At 47.2% G+C, this 20,411-nt stretch carries 21 protein-coding genes; 12 read left to right on the forward strand and 9 right to left on the reverse strand.

The genetic code is table 11. The features are described 5' to 3' along the window. Positions 1-33 precede the first annotated feature (33 nt). A complete protein-coding gene (gene folD, locus QFZ51_RS07780) occupies positions 34-921 on the reverse strand; it encodes a bifunctional methylenetetrahydrofolate dehydrogenase/methenyltetrahydrofolate cyclohydrolase FolD (RefSeq protein ID WP_079469351.1) in 888 nt (295 codons plus the stop codon). Positions 922-1,185: 264 nt separating this feature from the next. Then, on the reverse strand, positions 1,186-2,787 hold the full coding sequence (gene pckA / locus QFZ51_RS07785) for a phosphoenolpyruvate carboxykinase (ATP) (protein WP_429044843.1): 1,602 nt from the start codon (positions 2,785-2,787) through the stop codon (positions 1,186-1,188). 323 nt (positions 2,788-3,110) lie between these two features. Here pckA and QFZ51_RS07790 point away from each other — a divergent pair, with 323 nt between their 5' ends. The 8 genes from QFZ51_RS07790 (at position 3,111) to QFZ51_RS07825 (ending at position 9,487) form a co-directional block, all read left to right on the forward strand. After that, on the forward strand, positions 3,111-4,406 hold the full coding sequence (locus tag QFZ51_RS07790) for an aminopeptidase P N-terminal domain-containing protein (protein ID WP_429044845.1): 1,296 nt from the start codon (positions 3,111-3,113) through the stop codon (positions 4,404-4,406). 119 nt (positions 4,407-4,525) lie between these two features. Further along, entirely contained in the window at positions 4,526-5,293 is a 768-nt protein-coding gene (locus QFZ51_RS07795) for a CDP-alcohol phosphatidyltransferase family protein (protein ID WP_429044846.1), read from the forward strand. Between the two features lie 46 nt (positions 5,294-5,339). Then, positions 5,340-5,585, forward strand: a complete 246-nt coding sequence (purS, locus tag QFZ51_RS07800; RefSeq protein WP_142683702.1) for a phosphoribosylformylglycinamidine synthase subunit PurS — start codon at positions 5,340-5,342, stop codon at positions 5,583-5,585. Positions 5,586-5,687: 102 nt separating this feature from the next. Beyond that, entirely contained in the window at positions 5,688-6,356 is a 669-nt protein-coding gene (gene rsmI, locus QFZ51_RS07805) for a 16S rRNA (cytidine(1402)-2'-O)-methyltransferase (RefSeq protein ID WP_370909354.1), read from the forward strand. A gap of 79 nt (positions 6,357-6,435) precedes the next feature. Beyond that, positions 6,436-7,212, forward strand: a complete 777-nt coding sequence (locus QFZ51_RS07810; protein WP_429044848.1) for a winged helix DNA-binding domain-containing protein — start codon at positions 6,436-6,438, stop codon at positions 7,210-7,212. Between the two features lie 37 nt (positions 7,213-7,249). Next, positions 7,250-7,507 carry a DNA glycosylase AlkZ-like family protein gene (locus QFZ51_RS07815; RefSeq protein ID WP_429051569.1) on the forward strand — a complete coding sequence of 86 codons (258 nt, stop codon included), beginning with the start codon at positions 7,250-7,252 and terminating at the stop codon, positions 7,505-7,507. Positions 7,508-7,596: 89 nt separating this feature from the next. Then, the gene (locus tag QFZ51_RS07820) at positions 7,597-8,205 is read left to right on the forward strand and encodes a hypothetical protein (protein WP_429044849.1); all 609 of its coding nucleotides are present in this window, start codon (positions 7,597-7,599) and stop codon (positions 8,203-8,205) included. Then, a complete protein-coding gene (locus QFZ51_RS07825) occupies positions 8,129-9,487 on the forward strand; it encodes a M1 family metallopeptidase (RefSeq protein ID WP_429044851.1) in 1,359 nt (452 codons plus the stop codon). The genes QFZ51_RS07820 and QFZ51_RS07825 overlap by 77 nt, the downstream gene beginning before the upstream one ends. Before the next feature lie 63 nt (positions 9,488-9,550). On the opposite strand, the gene QFZ51_RS07830 is transcribed toward QFZ51_RS07825, so the two are convergent. From QFZ51_RS07830 to QFZ51_RS07850, 5 genes are all read right to left on the reverse strand, one after another. After that, on the reverse strand, positions 9,551-10,558 hold the full coding sequence (locus QFZ51_RS07830; RefSeq protein WP_429044853.1) for a patatin-like phospholipase family protein: 1,008 nt from the start codon (positions 10,556-10,558) through the stop codon (positions 9,551-9,553). A 37-nt stretch (positions 10,559-10,595) separates the two neighbouring features. Continuing rightward, on the reverse strand, positions 10,596-11,162 hold the full coding sequence (locus QFZ51_RS07835) for a DinB family protein (RefSeq protein ID WP_370909358.1): 567 nt from the start codon (positions 11,160-11,162) through the stop codon (positions 10,596-10,598). A gap of 195 nt (positions 11,163-11,357) precedes the next feature. After that, a complete protein-coding gene (locus QFZ51_RS07840) occupies positions 11,358-11,567 on the reverse strand; it encodes a hypothetical protein (RefSeq protein WP_079469342.1) in 210 nt (69 codons plus the stop codon). A 13-nt stretch (positions 11,568-11,580) separates the two neighbouring features. After that, complete coding sequence (locus QFZ51_RS07845) at positions 11,581-12,012, reverse strand: hypothetical protein (RefSeq protein ID WP_429044855.1); 432 nt, start codon at positions 12,010-12,012, stop codon at positions 11,581-11,583. 15 nt (positions 12,013-12,027) lie between these two features. After that, the gene (locus QFZ51_RS07850) at positions 12,028-12,615 is read right to left on the reverse strand and encodes an RNA polymerase sigma factor (protein WP_370909360.1); all 588 of its coding nucleotides are present in this window, start codon (positions 12,613-12,615) and stop codon (positions 12,028-12,030) included. A gap of 89 nt (positions 12,616-12,704) precedes the next feature. Between QFZ51_RS07850 and QFZ51_RS07855 the strand changes: the two genes are divergently transcribed. After that, a complete protein-coding gene (locus tag QFZ51_RS07855) occupies positions 12,705-13,589 on the forward strand; it encodes a cation diffusion facilitator family transporter (RefSeq protein WP_429044857.1) in 885 nt (294 codons plus the stop codon). Here the strand turns inward: QFZ51_RS07855 and rsmG are convergent. Continuing rightward, positions 13,579-14,208, reverse strand: coding sequence for a 16S rRNA (guanine(527)-N(7))-methyltransferase RsmG (rsmG, locus tag QFZ51_RS07860; protein WP_429044859.1), 630 nt, complete (start codon positions 14,206-14,208; stop codon positions 13,579-13,581). The genes QFZ51_RS07855 and rsmG overlap by 11 nt on opposite strands. Before the next feature lie 53 nt (positions 14,209-14,261). Beyond that, complete coding sequence (locus tag QFZ51_RS07865) at positions 14,262-15,398, reverse strand: glycosyltransferase (protein WP_429044861.1); 1,137 nt, start codon at positions 15,396-15,398, stop codon at positions 14,262-14,264. Between the two features lie 140 nt (positions 15,399-15,538). Between QFZ51_RS07865 and tgt the strand changes: the two genes are divergently transcribed. The 3 genes from tgt to QFZ51_RS07880 all read left to right on the forward strand — a co-directional run bounded on the left by tgt (position 15,539) and on the right by QFZ51_RS07880 (position 20,366). Then, complete coding sequence (gene tgt / locus QFZ51_RS07870; RefSeq protein ID WP_429044863.1) at positions 15,539-16,669, forward strand: tRNA guanosine(34) transglycosylase Tgt; 1,131 nt, start codon at positions 15,539-15,541, stop codon at positions 16,667-16,669. Between the two features lie 38 nt (positions 16,670-16,707). Further along, entirely contained in the window at positions 16,708-17,787 is a 1,080-nt protein-coding gene (locus QFZ51_RS07875) for an LptF/LptG family permease (RefSeq protein ID WP_370909365.1), read from the forward strand. 1,253 nt (positions 17,788-19,040) lie between these two features. Continuing rightward, the gene (locus tag QFZ51_RS07880; RefSeq protein ID WP_370909366.1) at positions 19,041-20,366 is read left to right on the forward strand and encodes a citrate (Si)-synthase, eukaryotic; all 1,326 of its coding nucleotides are present in this window, start codon (positions 19,041-19,043) and stop codon (positions 20,364-20,366) included. Positions 20,367-20,411: the final 45 nt, after the last annotated feature.

Here is a 20,411-nt window from a genome sequence, read left to right on the forward strand (position 1 = left end):
ACAAAGGTCCGGTTTTTTTAGTTCCGGCTATATTTAATTCATACTTCCTTTCAAACCAATAGTGGCGTGATAGGTATTTTTGAGTAATGCGGCAATCGTCATCGGACCTACGCCACCTGGTACAGGACTGATATAGCTGCATTTAGGAGCTACTTCGTCAAATTTCACATCCCCTTTCAGGCGGAATCCGCTTTTCCTGGTGGCATCTTCCACCCGGTTAATACCTACGTCCACAATTACGGCGCCTTCTTTCACCATATCTGCCGTCACAAAATCCGGTCTGCCGATAGCGGCAATAATGATATCTGCTTGCCGGCAAATTTCAGCCAGGTTGTGCGTCTGGGAATGGGTAAGGGTAACGGTGCAGTTACCGGGATTGGTATTGCGGCTCAGCAAAATGCTCATAGGCGTACCTACAATATGGCTGCGGCCTATCACCACTGCATGTTTTCCTTTGGTAGGGATGTTGTAATGCTCCAGCATCAGCATAATACCATAAGGGGTTGCAGGAATAAAGGCAGGTAAACCGCTTACCATTTTACCTACGTTCATGGGATGGAAACCATCCACATCTTTGCTCGGATCAATGGTGTTGATCACCAGCTCTTCATTAATATGTTTTGGTAAAGGTAATTGTACAAGGATACCATCCACATCCGGATTCTCATTCAACAGAATGATCTGGTCCAGCAAATGCTTTTCAGAGATCTGCGCATCAAAACGCAGGAGGGTGGAATTGTAACCGCATTCTGCACATGATTTTACTTTGGATGCTACGTAGGTTTCACTTGCCGGATTATTACCTACCAATATGGCTGCCAGGTGAGGGACCTTTTTCCCAGCGGCCTTCAATTCAGCCACCTGAGCGGCTAATTGGGCTTTTATAGCCTCAGAAACGAGTTTACCGTCTAAAATTTGCATGTGCAAAGGTAAGAAAAAGCTGTATGTAATCAGCTATGGGAATCAGCTTTTTAGGGAAGCGCTGTCAGAAGGAGTGGGGAGCTATGGACTTACATCTTCCGAAGATCCAGCAAAACAAGCTCCTGTAAAGGAACTTGCTTTGCTCAGGCATTGCGCCCGTCAGGAACTTACGAGTTGTTCAGTGGAAATTATAAGGCAAAACTTAAATATAAATCTTCTTGTTGATGTATACAACGGAAGAGCCGGATCACAGTACTTTATTTATTAAATTTTAGGCGCCGCAGCCAGGATTTCCGGTGCTGCAGCTCCCGCATATTTTTCAAAATTGCGGATGAACTGTCCGGCCAGGTCCCTCAACTGCTTGTCATAAGCGGCTTTGTCTTCCCAGGTATTGCGTGGGTTCAGGATGTTGGACGGAACGCCGGCGCAACGGTCGGGGATTGAAAAACCGAATACAGGATGCGTATGGAATGTTTCCTTATCCAGGCTGCCATTCAATGCCGCAGTGATCATAGCGCGGGTATACGACAATTTCATACGGCTGCCGGTGCCATAAGCGCCGCCGGTCCAGCCGGTGTTGACCAGCCATACGTTTACGTTGTATTTCCGCATTCTTTCACCCAGCATCTGTGCATACTGCGCCGGGTGCAGAGGCATGAACGGCGCACCGAAACAGGCGCTGAAAGTGGACTTCGGCTCAGTAATGCCCGCTTCCGTACCCGCTACTTTAGCGGTGTAACCGGAAATGAACTGGTACATGGCCTGCCCGGGCGATAACCTGGAAACCGGTGGTAATACGCCATAGGCATCACAGGTAAGAAAGAATATATTCTTTGGAATGCCTCCTATAGCAGGCTCCATGGCATTGTCGATATACGGCAACGGATAAGACACACGGGTATTTTCGGTGATCCGGCAATCCGCATAATTCACGGTATTGGTGCCGGGAAAAAAGTTGATATTTTCCAGCAGCGCACCTTCCCGGACTGCATGAAATATCTGTGGTTCTTTTTCTTCAGAAAGATCAATACATTTTGCATAACAACCGCCTTCAAAATTAAAGACGCCGGTCGCAGTCCAGCCATGTTCATCGTCGCCGATCAGCTTCCGCGAAGGATCGGCGCTGAGCGTTGTTTTGCCGGTACCGCTCAAACCAAAGAAGATGGCCGTGTCGCCGTCATCGCCCACGTTGGCGGAGCAATGCATGCTTAACACATTTTTGTTGTGCGGCAATTCATAATTCAGGATCGTGAAAATACCTTTCTTAATTTCACCGGTATAGGCGCTGCCACCAATGAGGATGATCTTTTTGGTGAAATTCACGACGGAGAAATTTCCCTGCCGTGTGCCGTCAGTGGCGGGATCAGCCAAACAGCCGGGCGCCTGGATCACGGTCCAGTCGGGGTGCATGTAATCCAGTTCATCTTCCGAAGGACGTAAAAACATGTTGTAGGCAAACAGACTTGACCAGGGCAGTTCTGTAATTACTTTGATGTTGACCCGGTAATCCTGGTCGGCACACGCATAGCAATCACGTACCCATACATCTTTCCCGCTGAAATAACGGGTGATTCTGCTATATAAACGATCAAAATTTTCTTCAGAAATGGGGAGGTTAAAATCGTTCCAGTTAACAGTGTCTGTGGTGATGTTGTCTTTTACAATGAATTTGTCTTTAGGTGAGCGGCCGGTGTATTCGCCGGTATTTACAGCTAATGCCCCTGAATCGGCATATACCCCTTGTTTACGGGCGACCGTTTGCTCCGCCAGTTGCTCGGGTGAAAGTTGGTAATAGACGTTCGTTACGTTCTCTATGCCAAGTCCCCGTAAGTCAGCAACAGGATTCCTTACGCTACTCATTTGCATAAAAGCAAGATTGTTTTGGTGTAAAAGCAAAACTAGCGATTTTTTGATATTGTCAAATTTTATAGGTGTTATACCATTGAAATTTAGAAATTAAATAGCGGATTGAGGTAGTTGTTGCGATATCTTCAGAATGTCTACTTTTCATTGCGGAATTATCTAACCACAAGTGAGAGAATATACTATTAAATAATTGTAAGGAAATATTAGTACGATTTTGTCATTTAATGGTGCAGATATTGACCGATTTGCCGGTTCCGGCCATTTTCATATTTCTACCTCCCGAATTTTACATAGGTTTGAAGCCTCATTTGAAATTAAGCGATATGAAGAATCTGCCCTTGGATCCGCAGCTGTTCGTGAAGAACCGCCAGCGTTTTGTGGCTAAAATGCAGCCACAGTCTATAGCTATTATCAACTCCAATGACGAACTGCCCACCAATGGCGACGCGTTGTACAAGTTCAAACAGAATGCTGATCTGTATTGGCTCACAGGCATTGATCAGGAGGATACGATGGTGGTGCTATATCCCGATAACCCCGACCCGAAGTACCGCGAAGTACTGGTGCTGGTACGGCCCAACGAGTTAAAGGAAAAGTGGGATGGGCACAGGCTGCGCAAAGACGAGGCATATGCGGTGTCAGGTATGAATACTGTAGTATGGCTCGATAGCCTGGATGCGCTTTTACAACAGTGGATCAACGAAGCCGCCAACATCTACCTGAATTCCAACGAAAATAACCGCAAGGCAAACCAGGTACCGGTAAAAGACTACCGCTATGTACAGGAAATGAAAGTACGCTACCCGCTCCATAACTACCTGCGTGCAGCCGTTATCTTTAAAGAACTGCGCGCGGTAAAAACACCGGAAGAAATCAAGGTGATGCAGGAAGCAATGGACATCACGGAAAAAACTTTCCGCCGCCTGCTGAAATTTATTAAACCCGGCGTATGGGAACATGAAATCCATGCGGAAATTTTACACGAATTCCTGCGTAACCGCTCTGCCGGTGAAGCTTATAGTTCTATCATCGCCTCCGGCGACCGCGCACGCACCCTGCATTACATCTCTAATAACCAGGAATGTAAGGATGGTGAAGTAATCCTGATGGACTTCGGTGCAGAATACGGTGGATACAATGCGGATCTTACCCGCTCTGTACCGGTAAATGGTAAGTTTTCGCCCCGCCAGCGCCAGGTATATGATGCCTGCCTGCACCTGCATAACTACGCCAAATCCATTCTCCGCCCGGGTATCACCATCGCCAAATACCACGAAATGGTAGGAGAGGAAGCCACTAAACAGTTCATAAAAATCGGTCTGCTCACAGAAGAACAGGTGAAAAACCAGGACCCGGAAACACCGGCCTACCGCAAATACCTGTATCATGGTATTTCCCATCACCTGGGTGTGGATGTGCACGACCTCGGCCCTTCTTTCCATCAACCTATCCCGGTAGGCGCTGTAATGACCATCGAACCAGGTATTTATATTGAAGAAGAACAACTGGGTATCCGCATTGAAAACAATATCTGGCTCACCGCCGATGGTAATGTAGACCTGATGAAGAATATTCCTATCACGGCAGATGAAATTGAAGCCCTGATGGCGAAAAAATAAAGGTGTTTTTTTGTGATTATCCTGCTTAGCAAAGATTAAAAGATAGATGATATAATATAATTGTCAATATTCTATCTTCGCTCATCAGGATAATCACAAAATCATCATAATCACAGTTAATGAAACAAATACCGAATATTCTTACCCTATGTAACCTCTTCTGCGGTGCACTGGCCATTATCTGCATACTGCATGCGCCTGAATACCGCGCGGAAATTAACGGTACCGACTATACGATTATCAGCCCTGAACCTGTATACTGGGCATCTGCTCTGGTAGTGATTGCAGGAATTTTTGATTTTTTTGATGGCATGATAGCCCGCCTCCTCAAAGTATCAGGGCCTATGGGCAAGGAACTCGATTCACTGGCCGATGTAGTTACCTTTGGCGTAGTGCCCGGCATGATGTTATACCGCCTCCTGCGCAGCGCTTATTTTCAGCAACCCGACGTATTTGACGTATCTATTCTCAACCTGGCGCCAGCCTTACTGGTACCCTGTTTCGCTGCTTACCGCCTCGCCAAGTTCAATATAGATACCCGTCAATCCGAAAGTTTCATTGGCGTGCCCACTCCGGCAGTAGCCTTGCTGGTGGCCTCTTTCCCACTTATCCTTTTATTTAATCCCTTCAACCTGGCACATTGGTTCCAGAATATCTGGGTATTATATATCACCATTGCCGTGCTCTGCTACCTGATGGTGGCGGAAATACCCATGATCAGCCTGAAGTTTAAAAGCAAAAGCCTGTCACACAACTGGCCCCGCTTCTTACTGATCGGGCTCACCCTGGTGAGCATACCGCTCCTGAAGTTTGCTGCCGTTCCTTTTATATTTATTTGTTACGTAATATTATCGGTAGTGGCGCCGCCCAAAATAGAAGCGGTTTAACATTCTGGATTTTTTGATGTAGGTTTGCGGCAAAATTTCTAGCACAATGACTTTTACTGCACATATCAATGTGATGCCACTGAAAGAATTATTAGACCCGCAAGGTAAAGCGGTAATGAGTGGTCTCAAGAACCTCGGCCTGGGCCAGGTACAAGATGTACGTATTGGTAAACACATTACTCTGCAAATTGAAGCCGCCAGCCAGGAAGAAGCAAGGCAGATCGCTGAAAATGCCTGCCAGAAACTGTTGGCAAACCAGGTAATGGAATCTTTTGAAGTACAAATACAATAATTAATTGCGAATTGCGGATAACGGAGCTGTGGGGAGATGACTGGTAAAGTCTCCGGACTGCATCTCCCCACACATTCGTAATTCGTAATTCGTAATTAAATTATGAAATTATATCTCGTTCCATCTCCCATTGGCAACCTCGCCGATATTACCTACCGGGCCGTAAAAGTACTCGAAGAAGCTGATCTCATCCTCGCGGAAGATACCCGTACTTCCAGCGTATTACTGCGGCATTACCAGATCAATAAACCCGTTACACCCTACCACCAGCATAATGAGCATAAAATAGTACAACACCTCCTGCAACAGCTGCAGGGTGGTAAAACAATGGCCATGCTCACGGATGCCGGTACACCCGGTGTTTCCGATCCCGGGTTTTTACTGGTAAGGGAATGCGCCCGCGCCGGCGTACCGGTAGAATGCCTTCCCGGCGCCACCGCCTTTGTACCCGCACTGGTAAACAGCGGCATCCCTATGACCCGGTTCGCCTTTGAAGGATTCTTCCCCCTCAAAAAAGGCCGCCACACCCTCTTTACAAAACTGGCCACCGAAGAACGGACTATCGTTTTTTATGAGTCGCCCATGAGGCTGCTCAGAACCCTCTCCGACCTGATCCAGTATTTCGGACCAGACCGCCCATGCTGCGTATGCCGCGAACTCACCAAAATGTTCGAGGAAAATAAACGTGGCACACTCCAGGAAGTACACGATTACTTCGCTGAAAAAGGTGTAAAAGGAGAAATCGTAGTAGTGGTTCAGGGCGTTGAATAATTATCTTTAACTTCAGGTTCGTTGCTGACATACCGTTGTCTCACCCGTGCTGTTGTTTTGTATAACAAATCATTTAGCCATGCCCGTTATTGATATTGCTGCATTAAGACTCCAGCATCAGCAGTTGCTCAAAACATCTTTCAAAAAACCACAGGACATAGTAGCCTTCTTCGGCGCCATGCAGGCACAGGAGCATGCCAACAGCAAATGGGGTATTGGCGTTCGGCTCCCCGGCAGCACCGATGCAGACATCGAAAAAGCGATCAGCAATAAATCCATTATCCGCACTACCGCCTTCCGCGGTACCCTGCACCTCCTGGCCGCCGCCGATGTACGATGGATACTCCAACTCATTGCCCCTACTATAAAAGCCCGCATGGGCAGCATGATGCGCAAACTGGACATGGACAACGCCCTCCTGCAGAAAACCAATCAATACATCGCCAAAGCACTGCAGGGAGGCAACCACCTCACCCGCAAAGAACTCATCACCCTGCTGCAGGAAAAAGGAATTAATACCGACGACCACCGCATGAACCACATCATTTATCATGCTGCGGCGGACGGAATTATTTGCAACGGCCCCCTCAGCGGAAAACAATTTACCTACACCTTATTGGATGAATGGCTGCCAGGCACAGCAACATTTAACAAACAAACGTCGCTGGTTACCCTGGCCAAACGCTACTTCATCAGCCACGGCCCGGCTACTTTACCGGACTTTGCCCAATGGGCCGGCCTGTCGCTCACAGATGCTAAAACCGGACTGGAAGGCGCCCAATCTGCATTAAAACCACTAGATGTAAGCGGCACGGCCTATTGGATGGCCCCCGGGAAAAAAACAAACCACACATGACACCGCCCTGCTGCTGCCCGCCTTCGATGAATATTTCATCGGTTATAAAGACCGCAGCACACTGATAGACATGCAGTTCGCCAAAAAAGTAATGACGATCAACGGGATCTTCAACCCCATCATGGTGCAAAACGGGCAAATCATTGGCACCTGGAAACGCAGCTTTAAAAAAGACAGCGTCACCATCATGACCGATCCGTTTAAACCACTAAAAAAAGCCACATTCAAAACTTTTGAACCAGCCGCACAACAGTACGCGGACTTTCTCGGACTCACCCTCCACAGTTTCTCCTGATTTACTTTCACCGCCCGCATTCATCAAATATCAACGGCAAAATCGCCAAATCATCCTTATTTTAGCTGTTTTAAACCAAATGAAACGGAATGAAGTATCGGGTTACAACAGGTAGCTGTCTGGCCATCGCTTTGCTGGCGGGCAGCTGGTTAAAGCTAAGCGCTCAGTCAGACCGCTGGCAGCAGAGAGTAAAGTATACGATGGATGTGAAGGTGGATGCGCCGGCTAATCAGTTCACAGGACAACAACACCTTGAATATTACAATAACTCCCCCGATACATTAAAGAAAGTCTTTTATCACCTCTACTGGAACGCCTTTCAGCCCGGCAGCATGATGGATGTACGCAGCCGCGAACTGGGCAAAATTGTAATAGGAAAAGATAAGAAAGGGAACGAACGCCGCGACTGGGATAACCGCGTACGTGACCGCATCTCCCAACTGAAACCAGATGAAATAGGTTACCAGAAAATCATCTCCCTGAAACGCGATGGGAAACCACAGGACTTCAAAGTAGTGGAAACTATCCTGGAAGTGCCGCTGGATAAGCCGATCCTTCCGCATTCCAAAGCCGTTTTTGACATGGAGTTTGCCTCACAGGTGCCGGTACAGATCCGTCGCAGTGGCCGCAATAACGCAGAAGGAGTGGACTTCTCCATGTCACAATGGTATCCTAAAATGTGCGGAGTACGATTATGAAGGATGGCACGCCACCCCTTACATCGCCCGCGAATTTTATGGCGTATGGGGCGACTATGACGTAAAGATTACCATCGATAAAAAATATGTGATTGGCGGTACGGGTTACCTGCAAAACCCCGATCAGATTGGCCATGGTTACCAGAAACCAGGCGTCAAAGTAACGCCTCCCACCGGCAAAACGCTCACCTGGCATTTCATTGCGCCCAATGTGCATGATTTTATGTGGGCCGCCGACCCGGATTACAAACACATCACACAGAAAGTGGATGGCTTTACGGCGCACTTCTTTTATATCGACAACGAATACACGCACAATACCTGGCCTCAGCTGGCCAAAATGGTGCCGGCAGCCTATGCCTATATCAAAGCACATTACGGCGCTTACCCGTATGAGCAGTATTCGTTCATACAAGGTGGCGACGGCGGTATGGAATATCCAATGGGCACGCTCATCATGGGTAACGGTAAAATGGATGGCCTGTACGGTGTAGCCATGCACGAATGGATGCACAGCTGGTACCAGGGAATGCTGGCTACCAACGAAAGCCTGTATCCCTGGATGGATGAAGGCTTTACCACCTTCGCGGAAAACAATGTGATCTTTAACACAGTTGATTCACTGAAAGGCCGCGATGCACAGGAAGATGCTTATGCCGGTTATTTTGCGCTGGCAAGAAGTCCTTTCGAAGAACCCGCTACCACACACGCCGATCACTTTAATACCAATTATGGTTACAGTCTTACCGCTTACTCCAAAGGCGCTGTGTTCCTGGAACAGCTGGGTTATGTAATTGGCGCTAAAAACCGCGACAACGGCCTGTTACGCTATTATAACGAGTGGCGTTTCAAACATCCGAACGTAAATGATTTTGTACGGGTAATGGAGAAAGAAAGCGGGATAGAACTGGATTGGTACAAACAATATTTTATCAATGCGGTAAAACATATCGACTATGGTATCGACAGTGTTTTTGCAAAGGGAAATAAAACAATAGTGCGTTTGCGCAGGGTAGGATATATGCCGATGCCCATTGATTTTATGGTAACAGATAAGAGCGGTAATAAAGTGCTGCACTATATTCCGTTGTCAATCATGTATGGCGAAAAACCTAACGAATACCCGGATGTAAAGCGTATAGTCGATCCCGTTTGGTACTGGACTAATCCTGTTTATGAAGTGGAACTGGATACCCCGCTCGGAGATATTAAGGAGCTGGAAATAGATCCCAGTCAGCGTATGGCCGATGTGGACAGAAGTAATAACAAAGCAGTGTCTTAACACACACCAGTAATAAAGCATGCGCCGGGATGTTGTTTGCAAAAGCAGCATCCCGGTATTTTTTTACAGCAGTTGCAACGCTTCTGCTGCCCGCTGTTCCCCGGCTTCCATCATTTCTTTCATTGCCTGCGGTATAAATTCGAGTCCTCCCATAGCTACATCCAGCGCTGTTTTCGGGCGGATGACATGCAGCTTTACTGTTCTTTTTCCTTTGAACGGGTTAGCGGCGGGAAGATCAAAACACGCATCGATATCGGCAGCAGGGATGCCCTTTTTTTTCAGGTGATCTTTTACTGTATCAAGATAAGTCAGCGACTGGTTGATGAGCTGTGTTATTTCCAGGTCGGTGGCAGCTATTTCATTGGTGCTGTTATCCACCTGTTTTTCGAGGATATCGAGTAAATTTTTGAATAAGATATCATTTTCGCCGGGTGTTTCCGGGGTGAGCAGGATAACATAGATTTCGGCGGCGCCTTTTTCTATGGCCAGTTTAACGGGATGATAATGTGCGCCTCCTGCATTGGTGAACTGCTGCACATGATCGGGAAGGGAAGCCACTTCCACCGGTGGCATAAACACCGGCATGCTGCAGGATGCCTGCATGGCTTCACGGAATGTATAATTGTCGTGCAGCGATATAACGTCATAATCCTTCTTCACCATATCCGTACCCGATGGAGAAAAGTAGGTGATACGATTGGTTTGCAGGCAGCGCGCGGTCACAAATACTTCTTTGTTCAGCTGTTGCAGCGCCCGGAAGCGGACGTCGGTAAAGATGTTGGTAATTTTATGGGTAAGGGCGGTGGCGTTGTAAAGAGAGTTGTTTTGGGGGAAGCGTTGCAACATGTTACTGGTGCTTACCAGGTCGGCGGTGGTGTTGCTGGTGAACAATTTTTCCAGCAAGCCAATTTCTCCCAAAGCTGCAAGCGGAGCAATTAATGCGCTGATACCAGTGCCACAAAAAAAGTCGAATGCAATGGCTGGTTGTTGTGAATAGAGGTACTTCAGGGCGCCTACAGCAAAAGCTGCCCTGGAGCCGCCGCCGCTGATGACTAACGCAGTTGTAGCCATGATGATTTTTTAAGTAGCAACAATTTAACCTAAAAAATCAGAATATCAGCTGCTGTAATTGGTTCTGCCAGGTGTGGCCCTGTAATTCCTGGTCCTTTAATTTGTTCAGGTGATGTTCATTATGATGCGCAATGTAATACAGCATCTCGCGGATGGTAATTTTTCCGAGCAGGGGATGTGGCAGGCGATACTTATCCAGGTCACTTTCCGACCAGGCAGCCAGTTTGTTGATCAGTTTATTTTTCTGAAGAAGAAAACCTTGCAGTAACGCTGGTCGCTGCGCAGGATAGATCACCCCGGGCTGATAGGCCCTGGTAGCCTTTGCGCCGGCATCCAGTATCCGCTCATAATCAGCCACCAGTTGGTCGTACGACCGTGATGGCATGGCGCTGGTGCCGAAATACAGCAGGGTTACTTTGGGAAATCCCATGGCGCTGCTTACAGGCCTGATGGATTTGGTGAGATGATCGAGCTGCTGGCCGGCAGACCACTTACCGTAAGGTGAAGCGGTAAAACGTATATCCGGCAACGTATTCACAAAATCCACGAAGTTATCGAAACTGGTATTTAAGAGAGATTTGATCTCGTGCTGGTTCAGGTACATAGGAAACAAAATTTAGAGGGTTTCAGATACACAATACCTGGCTTTGTAAACAATATACCCGGGCCGCTGCATTCTCTTTGAAGTTACGTCAGATTTGCGAACCGGCCAATAGCATATTACATATAAAATGAATTTATGTATAATAAAACCGCCACATGGCCCGGGAATATTGATTTGCTGTGGAAAAATCTCAGATTATTCCAGCACAGCGCATTCAAAACCTTGTTTTTGAACGAATTCTATAATAATATTCTCTTCCACCTGTAAGTCGGCAATGCGTAATACTTTATCGCAGTCGTCCAGGTCTACATGGCATGACCCAACGGGGAAGCTGGAAGCAATGGCCTGGATCATCTGCTGACGCTCCTCCAGGCTGCCTATATTGGTTTTGAATATTCCTATCATCGCACAAACGTTTTTAGTGTGATTCTTTTTCTTCGTTTTTAGGTTGTTCAGGGTCACGGTCACGATCCCATCTGCTGTCCGGATCACGATGCCAGTCGTCACGTTTCCATGCGCCAAACCCGGTTCTGCAGCGGTTGCGCAGGTGTTCTCTCATTTTCTCCTGTTCTTCCGGCGTCATGTTCGCCATCCTGTCTTTCAGGCGGGATTTCCATTCCCGGCCACGGTTAAATTTATCGTGATGGTTATGCCATCCAAAAAGTAACTTACCCAGTAACATCAGGCCAAGCGCCTGCCAGAAAGTAATGACCGGCCCGTGGAACAGTTCAGGGATCAGGCAGTTCCATAATAGCATGGTGGCAAATCCCACAACTGTAACAAACAGCGCTCCCATTATCACAAATTTGAGCACCTGTAGTCCTCTTCTCCTGCCAAAATTGTTTCTCATATCTTTTTAATTAAATCAGTCGTTAAGTAATTCGTTGTACAGCTCTGCCAGGCGTTCCCGCAGGAATAGCACTGCATAACGTTTGCGTGACAAAAGGGTATTTACCCCGATGCCGGTTTCTTCACTCATTTCCTTAAAGGATTTCCCCTCCAGTTCGTGCTGCAGGAATACCTGCCGCTGATCGGCCGGTAACTCATCAATGGCCTGCATGATGGCTTCCGACATAATCTTTTTCGCCATCGGAGTATCTGCCTCCATGTTTTTGTCGGAAAGTAGTTCGGGGAGAAATAGCACTTCTTCGCCTTCTATCTCGCGCGTGAATTCGGAAAAAGGAGTTTCTTTCTTCTTACGGAACCAATCGGTAATCTTATTCCGGGTTACGGCAAAAAGCCATCCGGTGATAGAATCTACCTGGCTTCCCAGGCGCAGGTATTCGGTAAACTGATAGAAAACATCCTGTAAAATATCCTCTGCATCGGACGCATTATTTACCCGTTGCCGGATAAAATGCAGCAATCGCTTGCGTTCCTGCTTCACGGTTGCCTGTATGCGTTCGTTTTGCTCTATGGCCATAATGCTATTTGTAAGGACCAGCTGTTTCATCTTAATAAGGATGACGAAGCAGCGAAGCGGATATTTTATAAGGACGAAAAAAAATCTTCTTAAATTACGTACAAGGAAATCAGTTGTTTATGCATGATCATGCCCACGCTCATACGCCGGCACTTAACAACGCCCAGGTTAACAGGGCTTTTATATGGGGTATTTCCCTCAACCTGGCTTTTGTGGCGGCCGAGTTTATCGCCGGTTTCCTCACCCATTCCCTGGCCCTCATGGCCGATGCCGGTCATAATCTCAGCGATGTAGCCAGCCTGGCCCTCTCACTGCTGGGTTTCCGCCTGGTTAAAATCACCTCCAACCCCGGCTATACCTACGGCTACCGCAAAAGTACAATTCTTATCTCCCTGTTTAACGCTATGCTGCTGCTTATTGTGGTAGGCGTAATCGGATACGAGGCCATCCGCCGCTTCAGTCAGCCTTACGAAGTGCCCGGAACCCCCATTGCCGTTGTAGCAGGCATCGGCATTTTCATCAACGCCTTTACGGCCTGGCTGTTTTTCAAAGACAAAGAAAGAGACCTGAATATAAAAGGAGCCTACCTCCACCTGGCGGCAGATGCCCTGGTATCTATGGCAACCGTAGTTGCCGGTATCCTGATCATCTACACCAAATGGTATTGGCTGGATCCCCTGCTGAGTATAATAGTAATGGTAGTAATTGTAATCGGTACCTGGGGGCTGCTGCGCGACAGCCTGCGCCTGTCGATGGACGGGGTGCCAAAGGATATCGACTTACAGGAAATAAGGAAAAAAGCACTGGCCGTGAAAGGGGTGAAAGATATTTATCATATTCATGTGTGGGCGATCAGCACTACCGAAAACGCTTTAACGGCCCAGGTAACCATAGATCCGCAGCTGGACGCTGCCGGCACAGAAGCTTTGAAGAAAGAACTGCGCCATGAACTGGAACACCTAGGCATCCACCACACTACACTGGAAACCGGGTTTAGCTCTTAGCCAATACCACAAACTTCTCCTTAAAACTTTCTTCGGGGAAAATATCATACACCTTTACCAGGCGTGGTTTTAAGCCGCTGTCGGAAATTTCCTGGGCCAGATCCCCGCCCTTCAGGCAAATCAGCCCCTTCTCAAACTGCTTACCCGGCACGGTGGATTTCTTTAATACATGCTTGCTCCAGCGCCAGAGATCTCCCAAAGGAGCCACAGCACGGGACACCACGATGTCAAACTTCCGGTTCTTAATGTCTTCCACGCGGCTGTGCGCCGCAGTAACGTTTTTCAGCTGCAGTGCTTCCGCTACCCCCTCCACTACCTTGATTTTTTTACCAATAGAATCTACCAGGTGAAATTGTACTTCCGGGAAAAAGATGGCCAGGGGGATACCCGGGAATCCGCCGCCGGTACCCAGGTCCAGGATTTGGGTGCCTGGCTGGAACTCCGCTATAGCGGCTATACTGAGAGAATGTAATACGTGTTTTTCATATAAGGCGTCTATATCTTTACGGGATATCACATTGATCTTTTCGTTCCATTCCTGGTATAATCCCTGCAGTGCCTCAAACTGCGACAGCTGTTCCGGTGTGAAGTCGCTGAAATACTTTAAAATAACTTCCATGCGGCAAAAGTAAAGCAAAAGCAAATAAGCAGAAAGCTATTGCCTGCTGCTTATTACCATTTATTTTTTGACTTGAAAAGCAAGGCCGGTGTAAAAATGATATAATATAATACCATGAAAATATCCATCAGCCAGCTGAATTTAAACAAATCGCTTTCATCCAGCCTGCGCATGGCGGCATAAGTAATAATGGACTGTATCAGCACTTTCCCCGCGAAAATTCCCAGCACATACCAGAGTATGGGCGGCGGGAAAAATAAAGCGAAAATAAACGCCGGGTAAAAAAGGAAATGCGTCAGCGAAAATAATCCCAGCACAAACTTATGACCGAAACGGTAATGCTTACCGGTAGACATATGCCGGGTTTTTTGCTGGAACCAGCTTCTCCAGCTCAGCTTCGGCTCGGAGTAGGTAAAAGCCTGTTTGTCTATTACCACTCCCACATTTTTCCGGTTGGCCGCCGTGTTCACAAATAAATCATCGTCCCCGCTGGCAAGATGCTGGTGGCTTGTAAACCCCTTGTGTTTAAAGAACAGCTCTCTTTTATAAGCCAGGTTACGGCCTACACCCATATAAGGCATACCGCTCATGGCAAAGGAAAGATGCTGGAGCGCACTGAAAAAGGTTTCATACCGGATAATCTTATTCAGGAACCCCGGTTTTTTATGATAAGCGCCGTATCCCAGCACTATTTCCTTTTTATCGGTAAAGCCCTGGCTCATCAGCGAAAGCCAGTAGGTGCTGCCCGGTTTGCAATCGGCATCCGTAAGCAATACCTTTTCAAACTGGGCGCCCTTCAAACCGATGGAAAGCGGGTATTTCTTGCCGGGAATGAATTTAGCCGCCTGCTTGATCTCTATATGCCGGTAATGTGGATAACCTGGTTCAATGGAGCGCAGGTAGTACTTGGTGTCGTCTTCAGAGTTATCATTTACCACAATCACCTCGTATTCGGGTTTCATGTGCTGGTGATAGCGTTGTTGCAATACGCCCGGCAGATTTTTCTGCAGGTTCAATTCTTCATCCTTGGCGCAGATGATAACCGAAAAAGGCCCGTCCGGTGCATGGTCCAGGTCAAATTTACGTCTATAGAAAGCTACCCGGGAAAACACAAAAAGGAAATAAATGATCTGTATCCCGGCTATGGCAGCAAAAGAGTATAAGGCAATTTCACCTAGATGGTCTAGCATAATGACCGCAAAAATATAATATTTTTATTATCTGTAAAAGAATTAATTATGAACATTGGAGAGATTGCCTCCCGCAGCAAAATCCACCAGCTTCGATCTTCGCTTCATTTCAATATCTTTGCGGCCTGAAATATCGACGAGTGAATTTTGAACTGATAACTACAGATAGCGGCAGCAATGCCAGGGCCGGGAAAATCACCACTGCCCACGGGGAAATAGAAACGCCCATTTTTATGCCGGTAGGTACTGTTGGCAGCGTAAAAGCGGTTACCCAGGAACAGCTGCGTGCAGATGTACAGGCTCAGATCATTCTTGGCAATACCTATCACCTTTATTTAAGACCCGGCCTGGAAGTGTTGTCGCTCGCCGGTGGTCTGCATAAATTTAATGGCTGGGACCGGCCCATCCTCACCGATAGCGGCGGATACCAGGTGTTTTCCCTGGCAGCCAACCGCAAGATCAAAGAAGAAGGCGTGGTTTTTCAGTCGCATATCGACGGCTCCCGCCACCTCTTCACGCCCGAAAATGTAATGGATATCCAGCGCACCATCGGAGCCGATATTATTATGGCCTTTGATGAATGCCCGCCCTATCCGTCGGAATACCGTTATGCACGCAAGTCGATGGAACTCACACACCGCTGGCTCGACCGCTGCATCACACGCCTCAACGACACCCAACCTGCCTACGGTCATGAACAAACCCTGTTCCCGATCGTACAGGGCAGCACCTATAAGGATCTCCGCAAAGCCTCCGCGGAATACATTGCCTCCCGCAATTGCGCCGGTAATGCCATCGGTGGCCTCAGCGTAGGAGAACCGGAAAATGAAATGTACGAAATGTGCGGACTGGTATGCGAATCACTGCCCACCGACAAACCCCGTTACCTGATGGGTGTGGGCACCCCCTGGAATATCCTGGAAAACATCAGCCTCGGCATCGATATGTTCGACTGTGTAATGCCCACCCGCAACGGCCGTAACGGAATGCTGTTCACCTGGAACGGCGTTATCAACATCCGGAACAAAAAATGGGCAACCGACTTTAGCCCCGTGGATGCTAACAGCCCCTGCTTTGCTACCAGCACCTACTCAAGGGCCTACCTGCGACACCTGTTTGTAGCCGGCGAAATTTTAGGCATGACATTAGCCAGTATCCACAACCTGGCCTTTTACCTGGAACTCGTGAAGGAAGCCCGCAGGCAAATACTGGCCGGCACTTTCGCCACCTGGAAAACCGGGATGATCAATCAGCTGAAAACACGTCTGTAAAAGTCCGGACTATAAAATAAACTAATATCTTTGGGGTCATGACTAAAATTGACTGGTACATTTTACGCAAGCTCATAGGTACTTTCATTTACTCCCTGATGATATTCCTATTGATTTCTGTAGTGATCGACACTACGGAAAAGGTGGATGACTTCATGAAGCATCACCTGTCGCTGCATGAAATCATAGTGGATTATTACTTCGGCTTTATCCCGCATATCCTGGCATTACTGTTTCCGCTGTTTATATTCCTGTCAGTTATTTTTTTTACTTCCAAGATGGCCTACCGCTCGGAGATCATCGCCATACTGGCTGCCGGCGTAAGCTTTCGCCGTTTTCTGCGTCCCTACTGGATGGGCGCCTTCCTATTCGGGGGAGTACTCTGGCTCGCCAACTACTGGGTAGTTCCCAACGCCAACCGCATCCGTACCAGCTTTGAAAATAAATACCTCCATAGTCACGACGACGAGAAATCACAATACGACCGCACCACCCGTATCGATAGCTTTACCTATGTAACTTTCGGTACTTACGATCCCAACTATAAAAGCGGGAGCAATTTTGTACTGTCTGTTGTGAATAAACAATCCATGACTTTCAAACTTAAAGCCGACCGTATCAGCTGGGATTCCACCGCCAAAAAGTGGAAACTGGACTACGTATCCATGCGCACCATGAACGGCCTGAAGGAAACCTGGACCAGCAAACAGGATACCCTGCTTAAAATACCCCTGGTCCCCAAAGACCTGGTCGACGAAAAGAATATCCAGGAAGCCATGACCACGCCCGATCTCAGGCGATACATCCAGCGGGAAAGCATCCGTGGTGCCGAAGGACTGAATACCTATTGGGTAGAATATTACAGGAGAACCTCCGCCGCCTTCGCAGTAGTGATCCTTACCCTGATCGGTGGCATTATCGCCGCCAAGAAGGTGAGGGGCGGAAGTGGATTGCACCTGGCAGTAGGTATTGTGATCAGTGCCAGCTACATCATATTCCTGCAATTTGCCACCGTATTTTCCGTAAAAGCAGACCTGAACCCGCTGCTGGCGGTGTGGATCCCCAATATTTTGTTCGGCGCCCTGGCGTTCTACCTGTATCGCCAGGCCCCCAAATGACGCGGAGATTGTAGCGGAGGTTGTCTTGAGCGCTGATTACGCTGATTTTGCTGATTGACTTTTTTGAGATTTGGGGAGATGGAAGCGGAGGTTGTCTTTCTCAGGATTCCCTTGATTTTGCTGATTGACTTTTTGAGATTTGGGAAGATCGAAGCGAAGGTTTTCTTGGGCGCTGATTACGCTGATTTTATTGATTGGATTTTTGTGATTTTGGCAGAGATTTAGGAAGATTAGTACGCTGGTTAGATTTTAATTCGTCTATTGGTTTTTCTCTGGGGAATTGGTTTAATTTCGTTTTTATGTGATTTTTCGGAAAATTCAATGAATTTAAAAGCCTTTTACCATCATTATTCCATAGATAATTTAAAAAGGCGGATAGTATTTAACGGTAAAGATTTATTGAATGCTGGTGAGTCATTTTCACAGTTATATTAGCACACCGTTTCACTTATATGATAGCACTGCGTCTAAGCGCCATATACTTTCTCGTCTGTAAAGCCCTGCCACAAACAATCTTAGCTTCAAGTCCACGTCACCTCCACATCACCTCCGGGTCATCAGCATACATTAAGCATGTATCAAGCATCTTTCAAGCATATGCTAAGCCCATGCAAAGTAAAAATGAAGTATTCCACAGTCAATATCAGTCCCATCTTATTCAACCTTTATTCAATCCTAATTCAACCACCATCCTCCCCCAATTTCATTCAATAAAATTTACCCATCAATTACCCTGAAAATTCCAAACTTCCCTCAAAATCACAAAAATCCAATCAATAAAATCAGCGTAATCAGCGCCCAAGACAACCTCCGCTTCCATCTCCCCAAATCTCAAAAAGTCAATCAGCAAAATCAACGTAATCAGTGCTCAAGACCACCTCCGCTACAACCTCCGCTTCCATCTCCCCAAATCCCAAAAAGTCAATCAGCAAAATCAGCGTAATCAGCGCTCAAGACCACCTCCGCTACAACCTCCGCTAAAATCACCGCTATTTTTCTTTCAATATTTTCAATTCATTCTGAAAATTTTACATTTCTTTAACGTCTATATAGATGCGTTATATGTTATATTCGTAATCGGCTTATAAATATGCTGTTAATGAAGCCCGCTGCGACTATATCGCCTTACTTTTTCATCCGGGAATCGTTGTTAATTTGGCATTAAATACCACGAAAGGGTGGTAACTTCGTTAACAAATCATTACTTTTGACTATTGATCGATTTTGTTTTCATTAATAACAATAGCAGTAAAATGGGGTACATAAAAGAGAAATTCAAGGTTAAAGCAGATGAACTTAACATTGAAGTAAAAGACCTGGTAAAGAATCACGGCACCAAGAAAATTGAGGAGGTAACACTGGCACAGGTTTATCAGGGTATGCGCGGTATAACCGGCCTGGTAACAGAAACTTCCCTGCTGGATGCCAATGAAGGAATTCGTTTTCGCGGATATTCCATCCCGGAATTAAGAGAACACCTGCCAAAAGCACCAGGTGGCGCAGAACCTTTACCCGAAGGTTTATTTTACCTGATGCTGATCGGCGAATTGCCTACTGAGGCAGATGTACAATATCTGTCCAGCATGTGGGGCCGCCGTTCTCATGTACCCAACCACGTTTTTGATGCTATTGAAGCTCTCCCGATCACTGCACATCCCATGACCATGTTCAACGTGGGTATCATGGCGCTGCAAACAGAATCTGCTTTCGCACAGGCTTACTCAGAAGGAATTAATAAAAAAGATTACTGGAGCTATACCTATGAGGACACCATGAACCTCATTGCCCGTCTGCCACGTATTGCAGCATATGTTTACCGCCGTAAATATAAAGGTGGCCAGCATATTCAGCCAAACGGCATGCTCGACTGGGCAGGCAACTTTGCACACATGCTCGGTTACTCTGATGAAGGTTTCAAAGAACTGATGCGCCTTTACATGGTGATCCACGCCGACCACGAAGGTGGTAACGTGAGCGCACACACGACGCACCTGGTAGGTTCCGCACTGAGCGATGCTTACCTCTCGTTCGCCGCCGGTATGAACGGTTTGGCCGGTCCGTTACACGGCCTCGCTAACCAGGAAGTGATCAAATGGATACTCCAGATGCGTGAAGAACTGGGTGGTGGCGTTCCTACTAAAGAACAAATTGAATCCTACGTACGCAAAACATTAGCCGATGGTAAAGTAGTACCCGGTTACGGTCACGCGGTTTTACGCAAAACAGATCCACGCTTTACCGCACAGATGGAGTTTGCCAAAAAACACCTGCCAAACGATGAACTCGTGAAAATTGTATGGCAAGTGTATGAAACCGTGCCGCCAATCCTGCAGGACCTGGGCAAGGTAAAGAATCCATGGCCTAACGTAGATGCTCACTCCGGCGCATTGCTGGTACACTACGGCCTGGTGGAATATGAATTCTATACCGTGTTGTTTGGCGTATCCCGTGCATTAGGCGTACTGGCTTCCCTTTGCTGGGACAGGGCACTCGGACTTTCCCTGGAAAGACCGAAATCTGTTACCACCGAGTGGATGAAGCAGTTCGTGGAAGGAAAAGTAGATGCAATAGCCGAATAGTTTTATAATTGTTTTTTTAGTAAAAGAGGCAAGTGGTGAGTTTTT

The sequence above is a fragment of the Chitinophaga sp. W3I9 genome, from assembly GCF_050434025.1.
Classification (GTDB): Bacteria; Bacteroidota; Bacteroidia; order Chitinophagales; family Chitinophagaceae; genus Chitinophaga.

Excerpts from the sequence above, each read along its gene's own strand:
- folD (WP_079469351.1), bottom strand. The coding sequence starts at position 921 with ATGCAAATTTTAGACGGTAAACTCGTTTCTGAGGCTATAAAAGCCCAA.
- pckA (WP_429044843.1), bottom strand. The coding sequence starts at position 2,787 with ATGCAAATGAGTAGCGTAAGGAATCCTGTTGCTGACTTACGGGGACTT.
- QFZ51_RS07790 (WP_429044845.1), top strand. The coding sequence starts at position 3,111 with ATGAAGAATCTGCCCTTGGATCCGCAGCTGTTCGTGAAGAACCGCCAG.
- QFZ51_RS07795 (WP_429044846.1), top strand. The coding sequence starts at position 4,526 with ATGAAACAAATACCGAATATTCTTACCCTATGTAACCTCTTCTGCGGT.
- purS (WP_142683702.1), top strand. The coding sequence starts at position 5,340 with ATGACTTTTACTGCACATATCAATGTGATGCCACTGAAAGAATTATTA.
- rsmI (WP_370909354.1), top strand. The coding sequence starts at position 5,688 with ATGAAATTATATCTCGTTCCATCTCCCATTGGCAACCTCGCCGATATT.
- QFZ51_RS07810 (WP_429044848.1), top strand. The coding sequence starts at position 6,436 with ATGCCCGTTATTGATATTGCTGCATTAAGACTCCAGCATCAGCAGTTG.
- QFZ51_RS07820 (WP_429044849.1), top strand. The coding sequence starts at position 7,597 with ATGAAGTATCGGGTTACAACAGGTAGCTGTCTGGCCATCGCTTTGCTG.
- QFZ51_RS07830 (WP_429044853.1), bottom strand. The coding sequence starts at position 10,558 with ATGGCTACAACTGCGTTAGTCATCAGCGGCGGCGGCTCCAGGGCAGCT.
- QFZ51_RS07835 (WP_370909358.1), bottom strand. The coding sequence starts at position 11,162 with ATGTACCTGAACCAGCACGAGATCAAATCTCTCTTAAATACCAGTTTC.
- QFZ51_RS07840 (WP_079469342.1), bottom strand. The coding sequence starts at position 11,567 with ATGATAGGAATATTCAAAACCAATATAGGCAGCCTGGAGGAGCGTCAG.
- QFZ51_RS07845 (WP_429044855.1), bottom strand. The coding sequence starts at position 12,012 with ATGAGAAACAATTTTGGCAGGAGAAGAGGACTACAGGTGCTCAAATTT.
- QFZ51_RS07850 (WP_370909360.1), bottom strand. The coding sequence starts at position 12,615 with ATGAAACAGCTGGTCCTTACAAATAGCATTATGGCCATAGAGCAAAAC.
- QFZ51_RS07855 (WP_429044857.1), top strand. The coding sequence starts at position 12,705 with ATGCATGATCATGCCCACGCTCATACGCCGGCACTTAACAACGCCCAG.
- rsmG (WP_429044859.1), bottom strand. The coding sequence starts at position 14,208 with ATGGAAGTTATTTTAAAGTATTTCAGCGACTTCACACCGGAACAGCTG.
- QFZ51_RS07865 (WP_429044861.1), bottom strand. The coding sequence starts at position 15,398 with ATGCTAGACCATCTAGGTGAAATTGCCTTATACTCTTTTGCTGCCATA.
- QFZ51_RS07875 (WP_370909365.1), top strand. The coding sequence starts at position 16,708 with ATGACTAAAATTGACTGGTACATTTTACGCAAGCTCATAGGTACTTTC.
- QFZ51_RS07880 (WP_370909366.1), top strand. The coding sequence starts at position 19,041 with ATGGGGTACATAAAAGAGAAATTCAAGGTTAAAGCAGATGAACTTAAC.